The sequence below is a fragment of the Actinomyces succiniciruminis genome, from assembly GCF_900002405.1.
GTDB lineage: Bacteria > Actinomycetota > Actinomycetes > Actinomycetales > Actinomycetaceae > Actinomyces > Actinomyces succiniciruminis.
In genome coordinates this window covers 1-23,167 of the sequence record NZ_LK995510.1, presented here as the reverse complement: position 1 = coordinate 23,167, position 23,167 = coordinate 1, and the positions used below count along the sequence as shown (strand labels likewise).

Annotated in this window: 17 protein-coding genes and 1 pseudogene; 16 read left to right on the top strand and 2 right to left on the bottom strand. The window is 67.9% G+C overall.

All coding sequences use genetic code 11. The annotated features are described in order from the left end of the window. Nucleotides 1–781 precede the first annotated feature (781 nt). The 15 genes and pseudogenes from BN1056_RS14710 to ndk form a co-directional block, all read left to right on the top strand. Nucleotides 782–999, top strand: a pseudogene (locus BN1056_RS14710) (transposase); the annotation flags it as partial. A 405-nt stretch (nucleotides 1,000–1,404) separates the two neighbouring features. After that, the gene (gene ileS, locus BN1056_RS08160) at nucleotides 1,405–4,764 is read left to right on the top strand and encodes an isoleucine--tRNA ligase (protein WP_210580290.1); all 3,360 of its coding nucleotides are present in this window, start codon (nucleotides 1,405–1,407) and stop codon (nucleotides 4,762–4,764) included. 110 nt (nucleotides 4,765–4,874) lie between these two features. Then, complete coding sequence (locus tag BN1056_RS08155; protein ID WP_210580289.1) at nucleotides 4,875–5,663, top strand: MBL fold metallo-hydrolase; 789 nt, start codon at nucleotides 4,875–4,877, stop codon at nucleotides 5,661–5,663. Between the two features lie 435 nt (nucleotides 5,664–6,098). Then, on the top strand, nucleotides 6,099–7,001 hold the full coding sequence (locus BN1056_RS08150; protein WP_244671590.1) for a sugar transferase: 903 nt from the start codon (nucleotides 6,099–6,101) through the stop codon (nucleotides 6,999–7,001). 17 nt (nucleotides 7,002–7,018) lie between these two features. Further along, on the top strand, nucleotides 7,019–7,777 hold the full coding sequence (locus BN1056_RS08145) for a glycosyltransferase family 2 protein (RefSeq protein ID WP_210580288.1): 759 nt from the start codon (nucleotides 7,019–7,021) through the stop codon (nucleotides 7,775–7,777). A gap of 70 nt (nucleotides 7,778–7,847) precedes the next feature. Beyond that, a complete protein-coding gene (locus tag BN1056_RS08140; protein ID WP_210580287.1) occupies nucleotides 7,848–8,996 on the top strand; it encodes a glycosyltransferase in 1,149 nt (382 codons plus the stop codon). A gap of 5 nt (nucleotides 8,997–9,001) precedes the next feature. Then, entirely contained in the window at nucleotides 9,002–10,108 is a 1,107-nt protein-coding gene (locus tag BN1056_RS08135) for an EpsG family protein (RefSeq protein ID WP_210580286.1), read from the top strand. Beyond that, a complete protein-coding gene (locus BN1056_RS08130; RefSeq protein WP_210580284.1) occupies nucleotides 10,108–10,542 on the top strand; it encodes a serine O-acetyltransferase in 435 nt (144 codons plus the stop codon). Before BN1056_RS08135 ends, BN1056_RS08130 begins: the two co-directional genes overlap by 1 nt. Next, on the top strand, nucleotides 10,539–11,525 hold the full coding sequence (locus BN1056_RS08125) for a polysaccharide pyruvyl transferase family protein (protein ID WP_244671589.1): 987 nt from the start codon (nucleotides 10,539–10,541) through the stop codon (nucleotides 11,523–11,525). Before BN1056_RS08130 ends, BN1056_RS08125 begins: the two co-directional genes overlap by 4 nt. 34 nt (nucleotides 11,526–11,559) lie before the next feature. Beyond that, a complete protein-coding gene (locus BN1056_RS08120) occupies nucleotides 11,560–12,939 on the top strand; it encodes a lipopolysaccharide biosynthesis protein (protein ID WP_244671588.1) in 1,380 nt (459 codons plus the stop codon). A gap of 240 nt (nucleotides 12,940–13,179) precedes the next feature. Further along, entirely contained in the window at nucleotides 13,180–14,121 is a 942-nt protein-coding gene (locus BN1056_RS08115; RefSeq protein WP_244671587.1) for an ATP-grasp fold amidoligase family protein, read from the top strand. 191 nt (nucleotides 14,122–14,312) lie between these two features. After that, nucleotides 14,313–15,662: a tyrosine-protein kinase domain-containing protein gene (locus BN1056_RS08110; protein WP_210580280.1), complete on the top strand. Its 1,350-nt coding sequence runs from the start codon at nucleotides 14,313–14,315 to the stop codon at nucleotides 15,660–15,662. A gap of 100 nt (nucleotides 15,663–15,762) precedes the next feature. After that, nucleotides 15,763–16,608 (top strand): HAD-IIA family hydrolase, encoded by an 846-nt coding sequence (locus tag BN1056_RS08105; protein WP_244671586.1) that lies wholly within the window; start codon nucleotides 15,763–15,765, stop codon nucleotides 16,606–16,608. A gap of 203 nt (nucleotides 16,609–16,811) precedes the next feature. Then, on the top strand, nucleotides 16,812–18,662 hold the full coding sequence (locus BN1056_RS08100; RefSeq protein ID WP_210580278.1) for a bifunctional folylpolyglutamate synthase/dihydrofolate synthase: 1,851 nt from the start codon (nucleotides 16,812–16,814) through the stop codon (nucleotides 18,660–18,662). A gap of 191 nt (nucleotides 18,663–18,853) precedes the next feature. After that, nucleotides 18,854–19,288 (top strand): nucleoside-diphosphate kinase, encoded by a 435-nt coding sequence (gene ndk / locus BN1056_RS08095; protein ID WP_210580277.1) that lies wholly within the window; start codon nucleotides 18,854–18,856, stop codon nucleotides 19,286–19,288. A gap of 147 nt (nucleotides 19,289–19,435) precedes the next feature. Here ndk and BN1056_RS08090 read toward each other — a convergent pair whose 3' ends face one another. Together BN1056_RS08090 and BN1056_RS08085 are read right to left on the bottom strand one after the other, a co-directional pair. Further along, the gene (locus BN1056_RS08090; RefSeq protein WP_210580275.1) at nucleotides 19,436–20,698 is read right to left on the bottom strand and encodes an ABC transporter permease; all 1,263 of its coding nucleotides are present in this window, start codon (nucleotides 20,696–20,698) and stop codon (nucleotides 19,436–19,438) included. A gap of 3 nt (nucleotides 20,699–20,701) precedes the next feature. Further along, nucleotides 20,702–21,661, bottom strand: a complete 960-nt coding sequence (locus tag BN1056_RS08085) for an ABC transporter ATP-binding protein (protein WP_210580274.1) — start codon at nucleotides 21,659–21,661, stop codon at nucleotides 20,702–20,704. A 323-nt stretch (nucleotides 21,662–21,984) separates the two neighbouring features. On the opposite strand from BN1056_RS08085, the gene BN1056_RS08080 reads away from it, so the two are divergent. Beyond that, nucleotides 21,985–23,167, top strand: a 1,183-nt coding sequence (locus BN1056_RS08080) for a chromosome segregation SMC family protein (RefSeq protein ID WP_244671585.1), incomplete at its 3' end; no start/stop codon positions are given.

Sequence of the window (23,167 nt, the reverse complement as noted above, 5' to 3'; positions counted from 1 at the left end):
CGCCTCAGTGCGCCGGATTCCGTGTACGGCTTAGCCGCAATGGTCAGGCGCTTAACAGGCCTGACAGCACATGACTCGGGTGGAGCGCAACCACGCCCCGCGGGACTCCGCGGCGGCGAGCAGGGGATGCGCTTGGGTCATGCGGCGCACCCTAGGAACGTGGCGGCGGGAAAGACAACCATGCGGTCGGATAGTGAGACGACGTCTTGTCAGGTATTGGGATTACGGCTGTCGGCGGTTGACGTCGGCTGCCGAAGCACGGTCGGCCGCCGACGCTTCGGCACTTGGCGCCGACGCTTCGGCACTTGGCATCAGCGCTTCGTACCCTCCGGTGACGGTTCGGCACTCCAGGGTACGAACCGTCACCGGAGGGTACGAAGCGTCCACAGGAAAGTACGAACCGTCGGGTCAGAGTACGAAGCGTCGTCCCGCCGCTTAAGGGATCCCTACGGGAATCGCCACCCCACTACGAGCCCCGCCCGGAACTTAGTTGGTAGTCGTGGGGAACCGCCTCGCGGTTGGGCCAGCGGCGGCCGGCGCGGGTGTCTTGCTCCTGTCTCACCGAATGATCCGGGGGGGGCACCGGTGGTGGGCGGATGGGGAAGCGCTGATTAGGGGAACGGACCGAGGAGTTTTGCCTTGGAGTCCTTTCGCAGGCGTGGGTGCGGGATCAATCGTCCGAGGGCTGGCCCCCGTAGACGCCAAGTAAGGGAGCCTGGCCGCCCAGGATAGTGGCCCTGGCGGGTGACCCATCCTTCTTCGGCCCGGCCCCTGACCACCCGTGCCCGGGGTGGGGGTCCCGACCGCAGCCGTGCTCCTGGCCGAGACCGCGGGCAGAACCTTCCCCACCGGCGCCCACCTGGCCTGACTGCGCCGGGCTAACCCCAGTCACTCGGCGGTCCGGCTCCTCCATCCGGGGCGAGGTGCGTCTCCCACGCCGGCAACAAGCGCCTCAAGCCAGCCATGTTCCTGTCAGCCATCGCCTCACTTACGACTCCCAACCAGCCCAACAACTACCCACCGCCGCTTGACAAACCAAACAGGGGCCCCGCGATCCCGGGATGTGGCGAGGATGACGCCGTCCGGAGCCACCCGGGGATGGTCGGGGGCGCGGTGCGCGGTTACACTCACCGCCACAGGCGCCGACCCGGCCATCACCGGCGAGCCTCCGGAAGAACCGGGCCGCGTTCACATTTGGTGCGCGGCCCCCAGTAGAACCGGACGGGACAGCCCGTCACAGCTGCGAATCGAGCGGCCCACCCCGGCACTGCCGGAGGGGCAAGCGAGGTGGTACCGCGGTGCGGCACCGCCGCCGGGTCATCGGCGGTCGGAGCGGCGTCGTCCTCGTGGATCCCGCGCCCCAACGGGCGCAAACGACTACGAGTGAGACGCGAGGCAAGACAAATGGCCGAAGAGCCCACCGGCACCCAGCACGCGGGCGCCGCCTTCTACCCCCTGCACCGCCCCGGCCAGAAGGTCGAGCCGTCCCCCTCCTTCCCGGCGATCGAGGAGTACGTCCTGGCGTACTGGAAGCAGGACGGCACCTTCCAGGCCTCCATCGACGCCCGCCCCGCGCTGGACGACAACGGCCACTCCAACGAGTTCGTCTTCTACGACGGTCCGCCCTTCGCCAACGGCCTGCCCCACTACGGGCACCTGCTGACCGGCTACGTCAAGGACGCGGTCGGCCGCTATCAGACCCAGCGGGGCCGCCGCGTCGAGCGCCGCTTCGGCTGGGACACGCACGGCCTGCCCGCCGAGCTGGAGGCGCAGCGCGAGCTCGGCATCGACGACGTCACCGAGATCACCCGCCCCGGCGGGCTGGGCATCGAGAAGTTCAATGAGGCCTGCCGCACCTCCGTGCTGCGCTACACCAAGGAGTGGGAGGACTACGTCACCCGCCAGGCCCGCTGGGTGGACTTCGAGAACGACTACAAGACCCTCGACCCCACCTACATGGAGTCGGTCATGTGGGCCTTCAAGACCCTGTACGACAAGGGCCTGGCCTACCAGGGCTACCGGGTGCTGCCCTACTGCTGGCACGACCGCACGCCGCTGAGCAACCACGAGCTCAAGATGGACGACGACGTCTACCAGGACCGTCAGGACAACACCGTCACGGTGGGCCTGCGCCTGGAACGGCGCCTGGATGACACCCACCCCGACGCCGCCCCGGAGCTGGCGCTGATCTGGACCACCACCCCGTGGACCCTGCCGTCGAACTCCGCCGTCGCCGTCGGCCCCGACGTCGACTACGTGACTGTCCGGGTGGACGCCGACCTCGACTCCCCGGTCGCCGGGCAGGATGTGCTGCTCGCCCGCGACCTGCTGGGCACCTATGCCCGCGAGCTGGGTGAGGACCCGCAGGTGCTGGCCACCTACAAGGGGACCGACCTGGTCGGCGTGCGCTACGTGCCCATCTACGACTACTACGACGACGCCGCCCACCGCGCGGAGGGCGCCGCCCCCGGGCCGGCGGCCTGGCAGATCATCACCGCCGACTACGTCACCACCACCGAGGGCACCGGCCTGGTGCACCTGGCGCCCGCCTTCGGTGAGGACGACATGTACTCCTGCCAGCCCTACGGCATCGGCACGGTCATCCCCGTCGACGACGGCGGCGTGTTCACCAGAGAGGTCCCCGACTACGCCGGCATGCACATCTTCGACGCCAACAAGCCGGTCATCACCGACCTGCGCGACGGCACCGGCCCGCTGGCCCGCCGCGAGGCGGCCGTGCGCGCCGTGCTGGTGCGCCAGCAGTCCTACGTGCACTCCTATCCGCACTGCTGGCGCTGCCGCAAGCCGCTGATGTACAAGGCCGTCTCGAGCTGGTTCGTGAAGGTCACCGCCATCCGCGACCGCATGGTCGAGCTCAACCAGGAGATCACCTGGGTGCCCGGGCATGTCAAGGACGGCATCTTCGGCAACTGGCTGGCCGGCGCCCGCGACTGGTCCATCTCCCGCAACCGCTTCTGGGGCTCCCCCATCCCCGTGTGGGTGAGCGACGACCCGGCCTACCCGCGCACCGACGTGTACGGGTCCTTCGCGGAGCTGGAGCGCGACTTCGGCGTGGAGGTCAAGGACCTGCACCGTCCCTTCATCGACACGCTGGTGCGCCCCAACCCGGACGACCCGACCGGCAAATCCATGATGCGCCGCATCCCCGACGTGCTGGACTGCTGGTTCGAGTCCGGCTCCATGCCCTTCGCCCAGGTGCACTACCCGTTCGAGAACGTGGACTGGTTCGAGTCGCACAACCCGGGCGACTTCATCGTGGAGTACGTCGGCCAGACCCGCGGCTGGTTCTACACGCTGCACGTGCTGGCCACCGCCCTGTTCGACCGGCCCGCCTTCACCACCTGCGTCTCCCACGGCATTCTGTTGGGCAACGACGGGGCGAAGATGAGCAAGTCCCTGCGCAACTACCCCGACGTCCAGCAGGTCTTCGACCGCGACGGCGCCGACGCCATGCGTTGGTTCCTGCTGTCCTCCCCGGTGGTGCGCGGCGGCAACCTGTCCGTCACCAACAAGGCCATCCGCGACACGGTGCGCCAGGTGATGCTGCCGCTGTGGAACACCTGGTACTTCTTCGCCCTGTACGCCGCCCAGGCGGGGGACGCGGGGGCCTGCTACCTCACCGACGGCGTGGACCTGGCCGACGCCTCGTTGTTCGGCCGCAAGGGCTCCCTCGACGTGATGGACCGCTACATCCTGGCCCGCACCAAGGACCTGACCGACACCGTGGCCGCGCAGCTGGACGCCTACGACGTCACCGGCGCCACCCACACGGTGCGCGAGTTCATCGACGTGCTTACCAACTGGTACCTGCGCACCTCCCGGTCGCGGTTCGTGGACGGCGGCGCCGAAGTCGCGCGCCCCGCCTTCGACACGCTCGCCACCGTGCTGCGCGTGTTGACGCAGGTGATGGCGCCACTGGCCCCGCTGACGGCGGAGGAGATCTACCGCGGCCTGACCGGGGAGCGCTCCGTGCACCTGACCGACTGGCCGGTCCTGCCCGAGCATGTGGCCGACGGCGCCCTGGTGGACGCCATGGATCAGGCGCGCGACGCGGTGTCCGCCGCGCTGAGCCTGCGCAAGGCCGACAAGCTGCGCGTACGCCAGCCGCTGCGGACCCTGACCATCGCCACCTCCGACCCGGCGGGCCTGGCGCCGTTCACGGCCCTGATCGCCGACGAGGTCAACGTCAAGCAGGTGCGGGTGCTGGACGCCGCCGACGCCGGCTACGAACTGACCGAGGCGCTGACCCTCAACCCGCGCGCCTTCGCCCCGCAGGTGCGCAAGTTGACCTCGAAGCTGTTCACCGCCGTCAAGGCGGGGGAGTGGGAGGTCACCGAGGACGGCGACGTTCGCTTCGACACGGTTCTGCTCGACGGCTCCCCGGTGGTGCTGGAGGCGGAGGACTCCGCCTTCACGCTGTCCACACGCATCGAGGTGCACGACGACGCCCTGTCCGCCACCGTGCTGCCCTCGGGCGCCTTCGTGGTGCTGGACACGGCGCTCGACGACGACCTGGAGGCCGAGGGCTGGGCCCGTGACCTGGTGCGGCTGCTGATGGATGAGCGCAAGGCCGCCGGCCTGAACGTCGGCGAGTCGGCGCGCGCCACCTTGACGATCCCGGCGGACAAGAACGCCTGGACCGGCGCCCACCTGGACCTGATCAAGCGCGAGGTCAGTTGTGTGGACCTGCAAGTGATCACCGCCGACGTGGACACCCCCAGCGCCACCGTGGCGCGGGCCTGAGGACCGCCCCGGGGGAGTGTCATCCCGCGCCGCTGCCGACAGGAGGCCGAGCCCCTGTCGGCGGCGGCGCCATCCCAGCCACCCCAACCGCGCTCGCGGAAAGGATCCCAATGCGCTCGCCGTTTCCACGTCACAACCTCGCCTTCCTCGTGGTTGGCGGGCCCACCGTCGCCATCGACGTCGCCGGCCTGCGCCTCGTCGTCGACCCCACCTTCGACCCGCCCACCGACTACGGCGCCCTGCGCAAGACCCGTGGACCGGCCATGGCGGCCGAGGCGCTCGCGGACGCCGACGCCGTCCTGGTCAGCCATGCCGATCACGCCGACAACCTCGACGTCTCCGGGCGTGCCTTCGCCCTGGCCGCCCCGCGCCTGCTGACCAACCCCGGCTCGGCCCGACAGCTCGGGGCGGGCGCCGAGGGGCTGGTCCCGTGGCAGTCCGTGGTGGTGGGGGACGGCGTCACCGTCACCGCCGTGCCCGCCCAGCACGGACCCGCAGACGGGGAGGTCGACGCCGCCGGGCACGTCAACTGCGAGGTCACCGGCTTCGTCATCCAGGCGCCGGGCACCACCATCTACCTGACCGGGGACAACGCCTCCCTGGAGCTGATTGCACAGGTCAAGGCCCGCTTCGGGAGCATCGGCCATGCGGTGCTGAACGCCGGTCGGGCGACCGTGCCCGCCAAGTTCGCGGGGCGGCCGCTGAGCCTGTCCGCCGAGCGGGCCAGCGCGGCCGCGCAGGTGCTGGGGGCGCCGCACGTCGTCGTCGCCCACCAGACCGGCTGGGAGCACTTCGCCGACGGCCCCGGAGCCACGCTGCGGGCCTTCCGTGATGCCGGCATCCTGGACCGGCTGGACCGCACCCCCGAGGGGGAGTGGAGCTGGCCTACCGGCGTATGAGCAACCGGGTGCCGGCCCCGAATCGGGGCGGGGTTGCACGCCGTTTGCGGCCCGGCCCCGGCGTGGCGCCCGATCATGTCCGGGCAGGCGGGGGACGCGCCTAGCCGGTGGCGTGAAGCGCAGTATTTGCCTCCATAGTTCCAAGAGGGTAACGGTATTCTGTGCTACTTGCTTCGGGGCGACTTGGGACGTAAGTTGCGAGCGTTATTCGGCGTTTGACGATGGCTCTGTCAACGCCGTCCCCTGGCGAATAAGGAGGCATGAGCCCCTCACGCCCGCGCAGTGACGTCGCGGACTGAGAAACGGTATGTCGGTGCGCTCATTGCTGTGTGTGCCGCGTCCCGCGCTTTAGCGAAAACCGTCCTTGAAGCCTGTCGTTGCGCGCCCACACGGTGGTGCGCGCCCCTCCTGATTCAATCCCCGGTGGTCCCTGAAATGAGCCTTGATAACCACTTCTCGCCTTGTCTACGTAGTTTTATGCGTGGCGGCTATTCCTCGCTCCGAGCGGGCGCGAACCCCATGCCGAAACGGGGTGGGTCCGCGGCAACTGCGAAGGGGACTGCCGATCCGGGGCGTGAGGATGGGAGGCGGCGCGGTGCGCCGCGACGGCGGGCCGGCACCGTCGGCGCGCGGCGGGGACGTCGCGCGGCAATGCCCGCCTGGTCCGACCTCCCGGCGGATATGCAGAACGACGCCGTGCGTCCCTATTACGATCACCTGGTTGCGCATGAAGGGCAGCTACGGCTGAAGCGGCTGTTCGATGTTGTTGGAGCCGGGCTCATGCTGGTCGCGCTCGGCTGGATGTTCGTCCTGCTGTCGCTGATCATTAAGCTCGACTCGCCCGGCCCTGTGTTTTTCCGGCAACAACGGGTGACCAGTTTCGGCCGCGAGTTCAAGATCCACAAGTTTCGCACGATGGTGGACCGTCCGAGCGAACCGGGGACACAGGTGACGGTGCACGCCGATCCCCGTATCACCCGGGTCGGCGCCTTCATGCGGCGTTACCGGATAGATGAGACCAGCCAGCTCATAGACATTCTGCAAGGGAACATGACCTTTGTCGGGACCCGGCCCGAGGTTCCCGAGTATGTGCGCGAGTACACGCAGGAGATGAAAGCCACATTACTGCTTCCTGCGGGAGTGACCTCCACCGCGAGCATCGAGTTCAAGGACGAGGCGCTGCTACTGACCTCGGCCGCGGATGCAGATAGGGCCTATATCGAGGAGATTCTTCCGGCGAAGATGTGTTTCAACCTGGACGACATTCGTGAGTTCAGCATCGGTCGCGATCTACGGATCATTCTGGCCACGGTGCGCGCAGTGTTCGGAGCCCACTGAAGAAAGGAAACAGCGTAATGGCCGTGGTGCCCGGACTAGTGTCGATCATCATGCCGGCGTTCAACGCGGAGCGCTTCATCGATGAGGCCGTCAAATCGGTGCAGGCGCAAAGCTATACCTCGTGGGAACTACTGATTGTGGATGACTGCTCCACCGATCGGACCTTCGAGCACGCGAGGCTGCTGGCGGATGCCGACGCGCGTGTGCGGTGCACGCGCTTGGAACGCAACAGCGGTGCGGCGATGGCGCGCAACCGCGCGATGGAGATGGCCCGGGGGCGATACATGGCCTTCCTGGACGCCGACGATCTCTGGCATCCGGACAAGCTGACCCGCCAGCTGGAGTTCATGAGCAGCCACGGCGTCGCCCTGTGCTGTACCGCGTACGAACAGGTGGACGAGCGCGGGGCTCCCACCGGCAAGGTCCTGACCAGTCCGAGGCGAGTCGGCTACAACCGGCTCCTGCTGGACTGCCCGGTGGGGAACTCCACGGTGATGTACGATGTGTCTCGACTAGGCAAATTCGAAGTCCCTGACATCCGGAAACGCAATGACGACGCCCTGTGGCTGCGCATGCTCAAGAGGGAGAAGTATATATGGGGTATCCCTGATGTCCTCGCCCAGTACCGGGTCCGCAGCGACTCGATATCCGCCAACAAGCTCAGTCTGGTGAAGTATCACTGGAGATTGTATCGAGATATTGAGCACCTGAGCGTCGTGCGGTCGGTATTCCACGTGTGCGCCTGGGGTGTCATCAAGGTGCTGAGGCTGAAGTGAGTGCTCGACGATCGCTCGTATTGGGGGCGCGTCGGGCAGGGAGAGTAATCGTAAGAGGATGAAGGCAACCATGGACAATCGGACTCGGCGGGAGGTCGGCGTCGGCGGCCCACTCAGGATCCTGCATATCAACTCCTCAATTTCGCGCCGCTCCGGTGTGACGAGCGTCGTCATGAACTACTTCCGGAACGTCGACCGGCGCCGGGTGATATTCGACTTCTACTATTACGCCACCCCCGATGAGACTCGGCGCGCGGAGATCGAGTCGCTCGGGGGCAGGTGCTTCCCTGGGCGCGCGGGCAAGAACATCCTGCGGATCCGCAAGGAGCTCGCGACGCTGCTGCACGAGCATCCGGGGCAGTACCCCGTCGTGCACCTTCACGATCCGGTGCTGGCCCGCTTCATCTACCCGGTCCTGCACCGAGCGGGCGTGAGGTCCATGATCGTGCACTCCCATTCCACGGCGTACTCCGACTCGAGACTGAACTCGATACGCAACCAGATCGTCTGCCGCAACATGGGCCGCTACTCCGACGTGCGGCTGGCCTGCTCCCGGAGCGCCGGCGAGTTCCTGTTCGGCGCGGGGCAGTTCGAGGTGCTTCCCAATGCCGTGGAGGTCAACAGATACCGCTTCGATCAGCGCGTGCGGGACGCGATGCGGACGGAACTCGGCCTTAACGGGCTCAAGGTCGTCGGGCACGTTGGTCGCTTCAGCGAGGAGAAGAACCACCGGTTCCTGGTAGCGGTCTTCGAGAAGCTGCTCGCACTCGAGCCCGACTGCCATCTGCTGCTCGTAGGCGACGGGCCGCTGCGTGGGGACATTGAGCGCCTGGTCGGCGAGCGGGGCCTGTCGGGGAGCGTGACGTTCCTCGGTGACCGGTCTGATGTGCCGGCGCTCTACCAGGCGATGGATGTGCTGATGCTGCCCTCCCGCTTCGAGGGGCTGCCGATGGTTGGTGTGGAGTCGCAGTGCGCGGGTCTGCCGCTGGTCTGCTCCGACAGGGTGCCGCAGGAGGTGTCCATTGGCGACTGTTCCTTCTTGGCGCTGGAACTCGGCGCCGGACACTGGGCGCAGCGGGTCAGGGATGTGCTCCCGCAGGCCGGGACCGAGGCCCTCAGGGCGCAGGGCGTCGAGCAGGCGCGCAGCAGTGGATTCGACGTCGCCGCAGAGGCCGGGGCGCTCTCGCGGCGCTACCTGTCCCTGGCGCGGGGCGAGTAACGGCCATGTGGGTTCACTACGCTCTGTTCGGGATATTGGCCCTGGTGGGTGGGCTGCTCGGCGGTCGTCGTGAAGACGGGAGCCGCAAGTCGACTGCGCCCTTGCTCGTCGCCTGGCTGCTGTTCGTGGCGATGTCGGGCCTGCGTGCCAGAACGGTGGGAAACGACACCAGCCGGTACTACGACGTGTTCGAGAAGATTACTGACGCGGACGGCCTGTCGGAGGCCTTTGCCGTCAGCAGATTCGAACGCGGATACGTGGTCGTCAACTACCTGATCAGCCGTATCACGGACGACTTCAATGTGCTGCTGCTAGTAGTCTCCTTCTTCTCCTTCTGGTCGGTTGTGCTTTTCATCCACAGGTATGCGAGGTCGAACCCGCTGGCGTTGCTCCTGGCCTTCGGCATGTCCGTGTTCTACGACGTCATGCTCGCCACCCGGCAGGGCATCGCGGCGGCCATATTCCTGCTCGCCCTACCGGCTCTGATGGAGCGGCGGCCCGTGCGCTACCTCATTCTGATACTACTTGCTGCGCAGTTCCACGCCTCCGCCATACTATTGCTCGCCGCCTACTTCATTCCGATGCTGAGGTTGAACAGCTTCCTGGACTGGGTCAAATGGGGGGCGGTCATCGGCGCCTGCACCGGTTGTCTGAGCTTGGTCCTCACCAAGGCCTCCGTATTCTCTGCGTACTACGGCCACTACCTGAGTTCGCAGTACGCGGAGGGCGGCGTCAGGATGGCCACGGTCATGGGGGTGGGGGTGCGGCTGCTCATGATCGGTCTGGCGGCGATGTGCGGATGGAACTCCGCGGTGGCGGCGGACAAGACCGGGGTCACCCGCATCCTGGTCACCTTCGCCGTCGTCGACGCCGGGATCATGATCGTCTCCCTCGGATTCAACCTGCTCGACCGCCTCGAGATGTATTTGACGCTCCCGATGGTCGTCGGCCTGGGGAATGTCGTCGCCCGCGAGCCGGGGCTGCGGAACTGGTACGTCTCGGTGCTGCTCGTACTCATAGCCTTCGTGAGCATGACAATCATGCTTCTATATCGACCCGGTTGGTACACCCTGTTTCCTTACCGAACGGTATTTGAGGAAGGAGTCTGGTAATGAATCCCGTCCATGCTTCTTATTCCGCCGCCCGCCGGTGCGCCCGGCACGGGCTGCGTCCGGCGGCGCACCTGATCAGAGGGGGAATGCGCCCGGTCTTCGCGTGTGACCTTTCCTGTTCCATAAGGATTGGAAAAGGAAGCGTCCTTCCCCGCAACGCGCTGGGGGCTTTCATTCATCCTGCTGCGGAAATCGGCGAGAACTGCAAGGCAGGACAGAACGTGACAATCGGGAGGCGCAAGGGAATCAACGTCCTACCGCGGCTCGGCGACCGTGTCACCGTTGGATGCGGGTCGCTGATCCTCGGGCCCGTTACGGTAAGCGATGACGCCGTGATCGGTGCCAGGGCGGTCGTGATCCATGACGTGCCCAGCGGCGCCACCGCCGTCGGCGTGCCGGCGCGGATCCTCGAGGGCAGGCGGGGAGACTCATGATGAAGCGGATCCTGCTCCTTGATACGTCGGTGGGCTCTTTGAATATGGGCGATGAGATCATCAATCGGTCGATCGCTGCCAACTGGCCGGAGCTGTTCGCATCGAACTACGTCATGCGCATGGCTTCGCACACCCCGACCCATACGCCGCTGCAGTACCTGCTCAGTCGGCGCAAGCTCGACCCGTTCAAGACCGCGGATCTGAAGTTCCTGTGCGGCACGAACGCCTTGTACACCAACATGCTGCGGCCGCTGCCCGCCTGGAACATCAATTACCTGAACTGCGGCCTGGCGGCGGGAACCGTGTGCCTTGGGGTCGGGGCGGGCGTCAACAGCGCCTCGGTGAACCTCTACACGCGGGCGCTGTTCAGGAAGGTACTGGCGCACGACGTCGTGCACTCCGTACGCGACGACCGAACCAAGCGGCTCCTGGAGACCATCGGCCTGAGGGCGTGGAACACCGGCTGTCCGACGCTGTGGGGACTGACTCCCGAGCACTGCGCGAGCATCCCGCAGTCCAAGAGCTCCACGGTGGTGTTCACTCTGACCTCTTATCAGCCGGACCGGGACAATGATGCGGCGATGATCGGGATCCTGCGAGAGCACTATCGCAGGATCTGCTTCTGGCCACAGGGCGTGGACGACCTCGCCTACCTGCGCTCCTTGAGCGACATGTCCGGCATAGAGGTCGTGCCGCCGAACGTCGATGCCTACCGCGCCGTTCTGGAGACCGGGGTGGACTACGTGGGCAATCGACTCCACGGCGGCATATTCGCGCTCCAGCAGGGATGCCGCGCGATCATCATCTCGATCGACTACCGTGCGCGAGAGATGGGTAAGGACTACTCGCTCACCCTAGTTGAGCGCCCGGACATCACCGCCGCGCTGCCCCGGATGATCGAGGGCAGGTGGGAGACCAAGCTGGATGGTCTGGACTTCGCCCTGATCGAACGGTGGAAGGCCCAGTTCAATGTCGGGTCGTAGTCGGGGCCGCCTTGCGGAGCTCCTCGGCAATACCGTGATCTTCGGCCTGGGAAGCCTTGCGGTCAAGGTGGTCTCGCTGGTGCTCATGCCGTTGTACACGAGCGCCATGACCGCCTCGGACTATGGCGCAGCCGAGCTGCTGAACAGTGGGATCGAGATCGTTCTGCCGCTGGCGTCGCTCGGTGTCATTGAGGCGCTGTACCGCTTTTCGATAGACGAGACGGTGGGGAAGGGGGAGCTGTTCTGCAACTCGGTCCTGGTTCTCGGCGGCGGGATACTCGTCGCGGGCGTTCTATCGGCGCTGGCCTGGAGGATCTTTGATTACGCCCACGCCGTGCCCTTCTTCTTCCTATTCGCGTCTGCCTGCATCTACAAGGCGACCAGCCAGTTCGCGCGCGGGCTCGGGCACGTGCGGCGATTCGTCGGGTACGGCTTCATAAACGCACTCGTCCTCGTTATCGCCACGTACGCATTGCTCGTTCACCTGCACGCCGGCGTCGCCGGATACCTGTGGTCGTACTCGATCGGATACGTGGTGGCCGGTGCCGCCGCATTCGTGTGCTCGGCGGAGTACCGTTTCGTGGCGCCGCTGCGGTTCGACGGTGCGCTCCTACGCCGGATGCTGATCTACAGCCTGCCCCTGGTCCCCAATCTCCTGTCGTGGTGGATCGTGAGCGTATCGGGCCGCTATGTGGTCGTGTGGGGCAGTGGTCTGGCTGCGGCCGGGCTGTACACGGCGGCAACCAAGATGCCGTCGCTGATCAACATCATCAGCTCCGTATTTCAGCAGGCCTGGCAATTCTCAACCGCCCGGGAGATCGGTGCGGCCGATAGTGGGTCCTTCTTTGGGCGCGTGCTGCGCGGGTACTCCCTGGTGACGCTTTCGATGGCGGGGGTGGTGATAGTACTCAACAGGCCGATCTCCGGGCTACTGCTGCAGTCGGAGTTCCAGGATGCTTGGCGCTATGTGCCGCTGCTGATGCTCGCCGCAGCCTTCGGCGTCATGTCGGTGTTCTTCGGCACGTTCTACCAGGCACTCATGAAGAGCCGGATGCTGATGATCTCGACTGCGATCGGCGCGGCCGTAAACCTGCTTCTGGGAGTCGCACTCGTACCGGCGATGGGGCCCTGGGGGGCGTGCGTCGCCGGCGTGGTGGCATACGCGATCGTCCTCCTGGTCCGTGTACGCGACATCGCCACGCGGATCGACATGCCGATCGACCGTGCGAGAATTGCCTACCAGCTGTTGCTCCTCTCGGTCATGTCTATTTGCATGTCGTGCGAGGGAAGAATGTGGCCGGTCTTATTCGCCGGAGCGTGTCTGGTGCTGCTTTTTGTGAGCGACGTCGGGGTACTGCGTGAGTCGTTCTTGCGCGTGAGGCGGGCGTTCATGGGGCGTCCGGGAAGTCGCTAAGAATTCCCCTTATTCGCGCAATTGGTATCGATGCGTGAGCATCGTGACCGATATGTTGGCGAACACGCCCACTGTTATTCGACATGGCGGGCCGGCCTGGGCGATAATTCTATGGCTGCGCGGCCGCTCGGGCGATGGAGCCGAGGCGGTATCACACCGTTGCTCAACAGCTCGCGCCGCGTGTTCCGCATCCGACGCATCGGCGCCGGGTGGCCGATACCGATCCCTGGAGTCTTGATCGTGAGCGTCAAAGGCGTGGCCGTGGCCGTTATGCCCGGCTCGGCACAGACCTGGCTGAAGGAGGCCGTCTACCGGCGCAATTGCGGCCTCGATCCTTCGCGGTACCGCGCCGAGCTTAAGCGTTGGCACTGCCTGCTCAAGGGACACGCCTGCGACCTGGACCATCCCCGCTCGATGACCGACAAGATCAACTGGCTCAAGCTCTACGACTCCACCCCGCTCAAGGGTCGTCTCGCCGACAAGTACCTTGTGCGCGAGTGGGTCCGCGCAACGGTGGGCGAGGACTACCTGGTTCCCCTGCTGGGTGTTTGGGACTCGCCCGAGGAGATCGATTTCGACGCGCTGCCCGACAGCTTCGTCCTCAAGGCCACTCATGGCTCAGGCTGGAACATCGTCGTCCGCGACAAGCACGAGCTCGACGTTGCCGGTTGTCGGCGCCGCCTGGAGGGCTGGCTGAAGCGTCGGCAGGCGATGAAGGGCGGCTTCGAACTGCACTACGAGTTCTGCGAGCCGCGGATCGTGTGCGAGCAATACCTGCAGGATGCTTCCGGAGGGCTGCGGGACTACAAGTTCATGACCTTCGACGGCGTCGTCCAGTTCGCGTTCACTGTCGACCGGGGCCCGGACGGCGCGCGCCGGGGAACCTACCTGCCTGACTGGACCAGGGCGCCGTTCGAGTACATCTGTGAGTCGCGCTGTTCTGGGGATGTGCCGGCTCCGGAGCGGCTCGACGAGATGCTCGCCGTCGCCGAGCGGCTCGGCAAGGGGTTCGCCTGCGCCAGAATCGACTTCTATGAAGTGGACGGACGCGCCTACTTCGGGGAGGTTACCTTCACGGACGCGGACGGCCTGGCCTATTTCCGGCCCGCTTGCTACAACCTGGAGTTCGGCGACAGGCTCGTTCTACCGTCAAAGAAGCCGTTTAAGGGGGTCATGCTGTAAGCGCGGCGGAAGCCCGATCCGCTGCTCGGCCCGGTCACATGCCAAGGCGAGTGGAGTTCGCTCGCCATGAAGGTGCTTGGGGGTCTTGCGTGCTAGGCTCGGCGTGTTCGTTCACGTGCTCCCTGAAGACTACATTTCTGCGTCTGACGGCGCCGTTCCTCCCTGTCGTGATCCTAAGTCGGTGATGCGAAATGACGCTGGAGAGCTTCATATCCCTGACTCGTCGGCGCGCCGGCGTGCTGCTGGCGGTGATTGTTGCCTGCGTGCTTGCCGCCGCCGTCGTGGTTCGGGTGACGCCGGTCACCTACACCGCCTCCGCAGTCGCCTACGTCCGGGTCAATGTGCCCGTCGGAGCGCAGGACGACACGGAGGCGCACTACGCCGCAACCCAGATGGCACCCCGAAAGATCACGGCGATCGTTCCCGTCTTCACCTCGGAGGCGGTCGGCCAGCGGGTCGTGGACGCGCTTGGTCTGGATACGACGGCCGCGAGTGTCGCTCAGTCACTGACGGCGACGCACGCCGAGGACACGGCTACCGTAAGCGTGTCCGCGACGGCGGCTTCCGCGGCCGAGGCGCGCTCGGTCGCGGACGAGGCGGTCCTCCAGGCCGCGCAGGAGGTCAGCGAGCTCGAGGGCGAGACCTCGCCGGTGGAGGTCATCCTCATGACTCCCTCCAGGCTCTCCGGTGTCACGCGGTCGCCGAACGCCTGGGCCTACCTGGGTCTGGGCGCGCTCGGCGGCGTCGTGCTCGGATACCTGTGGATCATCTTCCGCGAGCTGTCGGACAGGCGCCTGCACGGCGCGAAGGCTGTCATCGCAGCCGGCCGCGCCGCGCCGCTCGGCGCCGTCCCTTCGTCGAGGTCGATCGCCGAGGACGGTCCGCTGCGGGGTGCCGACCCGGATACCGAGGAGGAGCTGCGTCGCCTGCGGACCAATCTGCTTCACGTCGGACCGAAGGGCGACATCCGGGTACTGGTCGTGAGCTCGGCGAGGAGGCAGGAGGGGCGTACGACGGTGTCGGTCGGCCTCGCCCGCGTGATGGCCGCGCTGGGACGGCGGGTCGTCCTCGTCGAGGGGGACCTGCGCGCCCCTTCCCTGGCCCACGTTCTCGGACTGCCCGCGGACGTGCCCGGATTGTCGCAACTGCTGGAGGGTACGGCGAGCCTCGAGGAGGTACTTGTGAGCACCTCCACGCCCGGGCTGGAGATTCTTCCCGCCGGCGCGACTCCGTCCAACCCGTCCGAGCTGCTTGCGTCCGCCGACATGTCCATACTTTTGCAGCGTTTGAGTACTGCACACACGGTGATCATCGACTCGCCGCCGCTGCTGCAGTTCACCGACGGTGCGATTCTCGCCGAGCAAGCCGACGGGGTCCTGATGGTCGTGCGATCGGCGCGGACCACCGGCGAGGACCTGAACGATGCGGTGCTGGCAGTCGAGCAGGGCGGAGCCGAGGTACTTGGAACCGTCCTCAACCGCGCGCCGGCATCCCGCCGCGGGCGTAGACGTGCTGCTGATCAGGGACGCCGAAAGTCCTGACCCGCGCGAGGCGACCGGCTTCGGGGCCGTTCACGTTCGAGGGTGCAGGCGGGGCGTGGCCGGGGCGCGCGCCGGCGGGCCGCGATGGCAAACTTGCCTCATGACGGCCTCACCAACGCTTCCCGCCGACGACGCGACCACCGCCTCGCTGCCGCTCGACGAAATGCCCCCGGTCACCGCCTGGCTGTCCGACATGGACGGTGTGCTGGTGCGGGAGAACCGCGCCCTGCCCGGTGCGCAGCAGTTCCTGGACGCCCTGGAGCGCAAGGGCATGCCCTTCCTGGTGCTGACCAACAACTCCATCTTCACCAACCGGGACCTTTCCGCCCGGCTGGCCCGCTCCGGGCTCTCCGTGCCCGAGGAGCGCATTTGGACCTCCGCCAACGCCACGGCGGCCTTCCTGACCCAGCAGTCCCCGGCCTCCACCGCCTACGTGATCGGCGAGGCCGGTCTGACCACGGCGCTGCACGGCGCCGGCTACATCATGACCGACCAGGACCCGGAGTATGTGATCCTGGGGGAGACCCGCACCTACGACTTCAACGCCATCACCCGCGCCATCCGGCTGATCGAGGGCGGGGCGAAGTTCATCGCCACCAACCCCGACGTCAACGGCCCCTCGGATGAGGGCACGCTGCCGGCCACCGGCGCCGTCGCGGCCATGATCCAGGCGGCCACCGGTCGTTCCCCCTACTTCGTCGGTAAACCCAACCCGGTGATGATCCGGGCCGGGCTGAACAAGATCGGCGCCCACTCCGAGGCGGCCGCCATGGTGGGGGACCGCATGGACACCGACATTCAGGCGGGTGTTGAGGCGGGCCTGCGCACGCACCTGGTGCTGTCCGGCTCGACCACTCTGGAGCAGGTCGAGGCCTTCCCCTTCCGGCCCTTCGGCATCCATGGGGGCATCGGCGAACTCATCGAGCTGGTCGAGGCCGAGCGCTGAGAGGCCGGGGCGGCTGGGGTGTCCGGTGCCACCGCCTCTCGCCGAGGTCGGTAGAAATAACCACCGAGATCGGTCGTTGTTACCACCGGGTCGGTCAATACGGTTCCGGTTCCGGCCAGGGCGCCAGCACCTGCCCCGCCCTCCCCGGAGCCGATCATCTAGGCTGGCCCGCGTCGTCGAGCAGGAAGCAGGAACACCAGCACATGAGCAGCAAGCAGCAACACGACCGGGGCGCTCACGCCGGCGGCCAGGCCGAGTCACACCCCGGCGCGGCCTTCGGCATCCCCGCCGGCGCCAGCGGGGAGGACGTCGTCGACGCCGTCTACGGGCCCGGCGGTACGCACTCCGGTATCGACCCCGACCTGCTGCCATATCTGGAGGCTGCCGACGCCACCGACGGGCGGTCTCTAGCCGAGGTTGCCGACGCCGATGCGGCCGCTGACCGCAGCCGCGCGCAGGCCGAGGCGGAGGACCTGGCGGCCCTGCGCGAGCTGGTGGCCGCCAACATGGTGCCCGGCGGCGACCTCGAGCGCCTGGACGCCCTGCTGGCGGAGGTCGACGACGATGAAACCGACGACTGGGAGGACTGGGAACCGGTCCTGCCCGATACCACCTCGGATGCCGCGGTCGGCTCCGACGCCGAACGTCACCGGGCCGACCTGACCGCGGCCGCCCACGCCGTCGAAGTGTCCCAGCGTCTGCGTGAGGTTGAGGCGGAGATTCTCTTCCGCGCCCCCGAGCACCAGGTGCAGCCCTCGCTGGACCGGGTGGCCGCCGTGCTCGACATCCTGGGCCACCCCGAGCACAGCTACCGGATCGTGCACATCGCCGGCACCAACGGCAAGACCTCTACCGCCCGCATGACCGAGCGGCTGCTGGCCGCCACCGGCATGCGCACCGGGCGCTTCACCAGTCCGCACCTGGCCACCATCCGCGAGCGCATCGCTCTGGACGGTGAGCCCATCAGCGAGGAGGACTTCATCGCCGCCTGGGAGGACGTCGCCCCCTACATCGAGATGGTCGACGCCCGTTCCCAGGCCGCCGGCGGGCCGCGGCTGAGCTTCTTCGAAGTGCTCACCGTGATGGCACTGGCCGCCTTCGCCGACCACCCCGTGGACGTCGCGGTGATCGAGGTCGGCATGGGCGGTACCTGGGACTCGACCAACGTGGTTCCCGGCGACGTCGAGGTCATCACCCCGATCGGGCTGGACCACGCCGCTTGGCTCGGTACCACCCTGGAGGAGGTTGCCGCCAATAAGGCGGGCATCATCAAGGACGGCGCCACGCTGATCTCCTCCCGGCAGCCCGAGCCGGTGCAGGAGGTCATCGCCGCGGCCGCCGCCGAGCATCAGGTCGTGTGGCGTCGTGAGCTCGACCCGGAGGAGGACCCCGAGGCCCCCGACGCCGGCCTGCTGCGCGTGCTCGACCGCGCCCTGGCGGTGGGCGGCCAGATGGTCACCTTCGCCACGGCCGCCGCCGTGTACGAGGACGTGTTCGTGCCCCTGCACGGGGAGTACCAGGCCCACAACGCCCTGCTCGCACTGGCCGCCGCCGAGGCCGTCTTCGGCGGCCGGCCCCTGCCCGCCAAGATTGTCGAGGACGGCTTCACCTCCGTCACCAGCCCCGGTCGCCTGGAGGTGCTGCGCTCCAGCCCGACCGTGATCGTCGACGCCGGTCACAACCCACACGGCGTCGCCGCCCTGATCCCGGCGGTCGAGGAGGCCTTCGGCTTCCAGCACCTGGTCGCCGTCGTCGGCGCGATGCAGGACAAGGATGTGGAGGGAATTCTGTCCCTGCTGGAGCCGGCCTGCGACGCCGTCGTGTGCGTGCCCATTGACTCCCCACGTGCCATGGACACGGAGGACTTGGGTGCGGTCGCGCGCGAGGTGTTCGGCGCGGATCGGGTGGTGGTGGCCCCCACGCTGGCGGCCGGTGTGGAGCAGGCGGTGAACCTGTCCGAGGGCTTCGACGCCCCGATGACTGCCTCCGGGGTGCTGATTGTTGGGTCCGTGGTGCTCGCAGCCGAGGCGCGCGCCCTGTTCGGCAAGGCCTGAGCCCCCGCCCCGGCGCGTCCGGGGCGCCGCCCGGTCCAGGAAAGCCTGGGCGGAGGTGATGGCCCCGCCCCGGCGCGTCCAGGGCGCCGCGCCCGGCACTGCGCGTCGCCGGAACCATCTACACTCGGTCGGACCGTCGGCATTCGCGCCTGCGGACGCTCTCCAGTCCCCGCTACGACAGAAGGAACGTCATGACTGACGCCCCCGAACGCATCCTCATCCTGCTCAAGCCCGACGCCGTGGAGCGGCACCTGGTCGGCGAGATCCTGCGCCGCATCGAGGCCAAGGGCTACGAGCTCACCGCCTTGAAACTGGTGCTCCCCACCGCCGAGGTTCTGTCTGCCCACTACGCCGAGCACGTCGATAAGCCCTTCTATCCCGGGGTCGTGGAGTACATGACCCGTGGCCCGGTCGTCGCCGCCGTCGCCGAGGGGCAGCGCGTGGTGGAGGGGGTGCGTTCGCTCATGGGGGCGACCGACCCGACGTCCGCGGCGCCCGGCACCATCCGCGGAGACCTCGGCCGCGACTGGGGCACCAACGCCATCCAGAACCTGGTGCACGGCTCGGACTCGCCCGCCTCCGCCGAGCGTGAGATCGCGATCTGGTTCCCCGAGCTGGCGAACTGAACTGAGCTGCGGACGCAGCGGGAAGGCATGTGGGGTCGCCACCAGTGCGGTGGCGACCCCACATGCCGTTCAGACCGACCTCGGTACGTAACATCCGCCGACTTCGGTGAGGGGCGAGGCGGTGAGGGGACGGGAAGGGGCCCGCTGTCAGGCGGGACGCCGGGACAGGACCTCCTTCAGGGGGACCCGGGCGCCGGTGCGCGTGACGGCCCGCGTGTAGATCCGCGCCGACAGCCACACGAATGCCGGGATGAACACCAGTGCGAGCACGAGTGCTGCCGCCTGCTCGCCCCAGGACGAGACGCCGAGTACGAGCCGCGCCGGCATGAGGAATGGGGAGAAGGGCGGCAGGTAGGCCAGCACGCGGTACAGCAGGGATGAGGCGTCGCCCAGCGCCATCACGAAGGAGAGCACGTAGGGGATCATCAGTGTCATCGTCAGCGGCATGACCGCGCTGGCCACGTCCTCCTGGCGGCTGACCAGAGCGCCGGCGGCGGCGTAGCCGACCGCGTAGATCGCGTAGCCGACGATCATCCACACGATCATGGCGACCAGCACGGTATCGATGTCGACGGCGCCCTCGGGCAGTACGCCGCTCAGCTTCGCCGTCACGCCGGCGATGATCCCTATCAACCCGTAGGAGACCAGCACCGCGGTGCCGGTTCCGATCACCTTGCCGGCCAGCAGGGAGGTGGGCCGCACGCAGGCCAGCAGGATCTCTACGATGCGGCTGGACTTCTCCTCCACCACGCCCATGGCGATCGTCTGGCCGCCGCCCATGACGATGATGAACAGCAAGATGTCGACGATCATCAGGACGGTGTAGCGGGCGCCGAAGTCGGCGGAGTCCTGGTCGGGCGGGTCGAGGGCCTCCACCTGGGGCACGGCCCCCGCCACCGATGCCGCCACCTGGGTGGGTTCGCCGCCCAGGGCGGTGATCTGTTCGGATAGGGCCGACTGTTGGAGCACGTTCGTTACGGCGGCGACCACCGCCTGGTCGGCGTTGCCCTCCTCGCTGACCTTCAGCGCGGGGGAGGGGCCGGTCAGGTCGAGCACCATGTCCACGTCGCCGTCGTCGGTGGTGATGCCGAGTGCCGCCTCGGCGTCGGTGTCGGAGACATCGGTGACCTGGACGGTCAGGCCGTTGCTGTCGCTGACCTGGCCCAGGACCGAGGCCAGTGCCGTGGTTGTTTCGGCATCGGGCGCGGAAACGCCCAGCCGGTAGGGCTCGTCCTCGCCGCCCGTCAGGTGGGCGACCACGAGGATGCCGCCGACGGCGAGGACCAGCATGATGAGTGTGGAGATCACCGCCGAGCGCTTGAACAACTGGGTGCGCAGCTCGCGGCCGGCTACCAGGCGGATCTCCTGTGAGCGGGAGATGGTGGTGTTGGAGTGCTCGGGGGCGGGCACGGCTCAGGCCTCCTGTCCGGTCGTGGGGGCGGGGGATGCGGTGGGGGCGGCGAGCACGTCGCGGAAGATCTCGGTGAGCGGGCGGGTCACGGGCCCCAGTTCACGTAGCCGTCCCAGGCGCTGGGCCGCCTCCAACAATCGCTGTTCGTCGGGGCCGCCGGCCACGACGGTCACCCGCGCACCCTCGGCAATGGGCTCGGCGCTCGCCTCCACTCCGGGGGTTCCGGCCAGCATGGCGGTGGCGGCGCCGACGGCGGCCTCGGGCTCGCCCGCGACCTCGACGACGGCGCGCCAGCGCGGCTCGGCGCCCGCCTGCAACTCGGCCACGGTGCCGTCGGCAACCAGTCGGCCCTCCCGGATGATGACCACGCGGTCGCACAGCCGCTGCACGACGTCGAGCTGGTGGGAGGAGAACAGCGTCGGCACCCCGGCCGCGGCCCGCTCGCGCAGCACCTGACTCATCACGTCCACCGCCACCGGGTCCAGGCCGGAGAAGGGCTCGTCCAGGATCAGCAGGTCGGGGTCGGAGACCAGGGCGGCCGCCAACTGGACGCGCTGCTGGTTGCCCAGGGAGAGCTTCTGCACCTCGTCGTCGCGCCGGGCGGCGATGTCCAGCCGCTCGGTCCACTGCTCGCCGGCCCGCCGGGCGGCGTCGGCCGCCACCCCGTGCAGGCGGGCCAGGTAGGTCAGCTGCTCACCGACCTTCATCTTCGGGTACAGGCCGCGCTCCTCGGGCATGTAGCCGATGCGACGACGCTCGGCGGCGCCCACCGGCGCGCCGTCCCAGGTCACGGAGCCGGCGTCGGCGGTCAGCACTCCCATGACGATGCGCATGGTGGTGGACTTGCCGGCGCCGTTGGCGCCCACGAAGCCCACGATCTCACCGTCACCCAGGCGCAGGGACAGGTCGTCGAGAGCCTGCAGGCTCCCGAAGCGTTTGGACAGGTTCGCAATGTCGAGCACGGGCACTCCAATCGGGATGGGTAGTGTTAAGGCTGCTTGACGTGGAGAGTCTGCTCGACCGCAAGCGCTGGTGTCAAGGTCGCTTGCCGGAGCGCTCGCCGCGCCCACTGTCGAAAGGGGCGAAGCGCCGGGCGCCGCGTACGCCGGTTCGTCAAGAACATCCCTCTGCGTCAGACGCACACGCCTTCTCCTCGAATACACGAGTTTTAGAGGTTTGCACGTGCGCAGCGCCCGCAAAGCTCTAAAACTCGTGAGCCCGGCGCAAACGCGTGTTCATGGCGGCGGACTGCGGGTTTTCGTTCCCTTGCCGCTATCGTTGGCGTGTGCACCTCAAGACGTTGACGATGAAGGGATTCAAGTCCTTCGCCTCGTCAACCACCCTGCGCCTGGAGCCGGGGATCACCGCCGTGGTCGGCCCCAACGGCTCGGGCAAGTCCAACGTGGTGGACGCCCTGACCTGGGTCATGGGGGAGCAGGGCGCAAAGAACCTGCGCGGTGGCTCCATGGCCGATGTCATCTTCGCCGGCGCAGGCTCCCGCCCCGCGCTCGGCCGCGCCGAGGTCTCCCTGACGATCGACAACACCGACGGCGCCCTGCCCATCGACTACAGCGAGGTGACCATCACCCGCACCCTGTTCCGCGGCGGCGGCAGCGAGTACCAGATCAACGGCAACACCTGCCGCCTGCTGGACGTCCAGGAACTCCTGTCCGACACGGGCATGGGCCGGCAGATGCACGTGGTGGTCGGTCAGGGACAGCTCGACGCGGTGCTCACCGCCACCCCGGAGGAGCGGCGCGGCTTCATCGAGGAGGCCGCCGGCGTTCTCAAGCACCGGCGCCGCAAGGAGCGGGCGCTGCGCAAACTCGACTCCATGGCAGCCGACCTGACCCGGCTCACCGACCTTACCGCCGAACTGCATCGACAGCTCGGCCCCCTCGCCCGGCAGGCCGCCGTCGCCCGCCGCGCCCACGTCATCCAGGCGGAGGTCCGCGACGCCACCGCCCGGCTGCTGGCCGACGACGTCGTGCAGGTCCAGTCGTTGTTGGACGCCGGCCAGGAGGATCGGGCCCGCCTGGACCGCCGCCGCGCCGGCATTGAGGAGTCCGAGCGAGTCGCCCGCGTCCGGCTGGAAGAACTGACCGCCGTCGAGGCCACCTCCGGGCAGCGGCTGGCCCGCGCCACCGCCACCTGGGAGGAGCTGACGGGCGCCGCCCAATCCCTGGCCGCCCTGGCCGACGTCGCCGCGGAGCGCGTGCGCGGGCTGGCCGCCGCGCCGGGCCCCGCCGTCGGCACCGACCCGGAGGAACTGGAGCGCCGGGCCCAGGAGGCCGCCGCCGAGGAGACGGAACTGGCCGCCGCCATTGAGGCCGCCCGTACCGCACTGACGGACGCCACCGCCGAACGCGTCGACGCCGAGGCCGCCGCTGCCACCGCCGAGCAGGCGCTCGCGGCGCTGCAGACCCGGCGCGCCGAGCATCGCGAGCTGCTGGCCCGCGCTGGGGGCC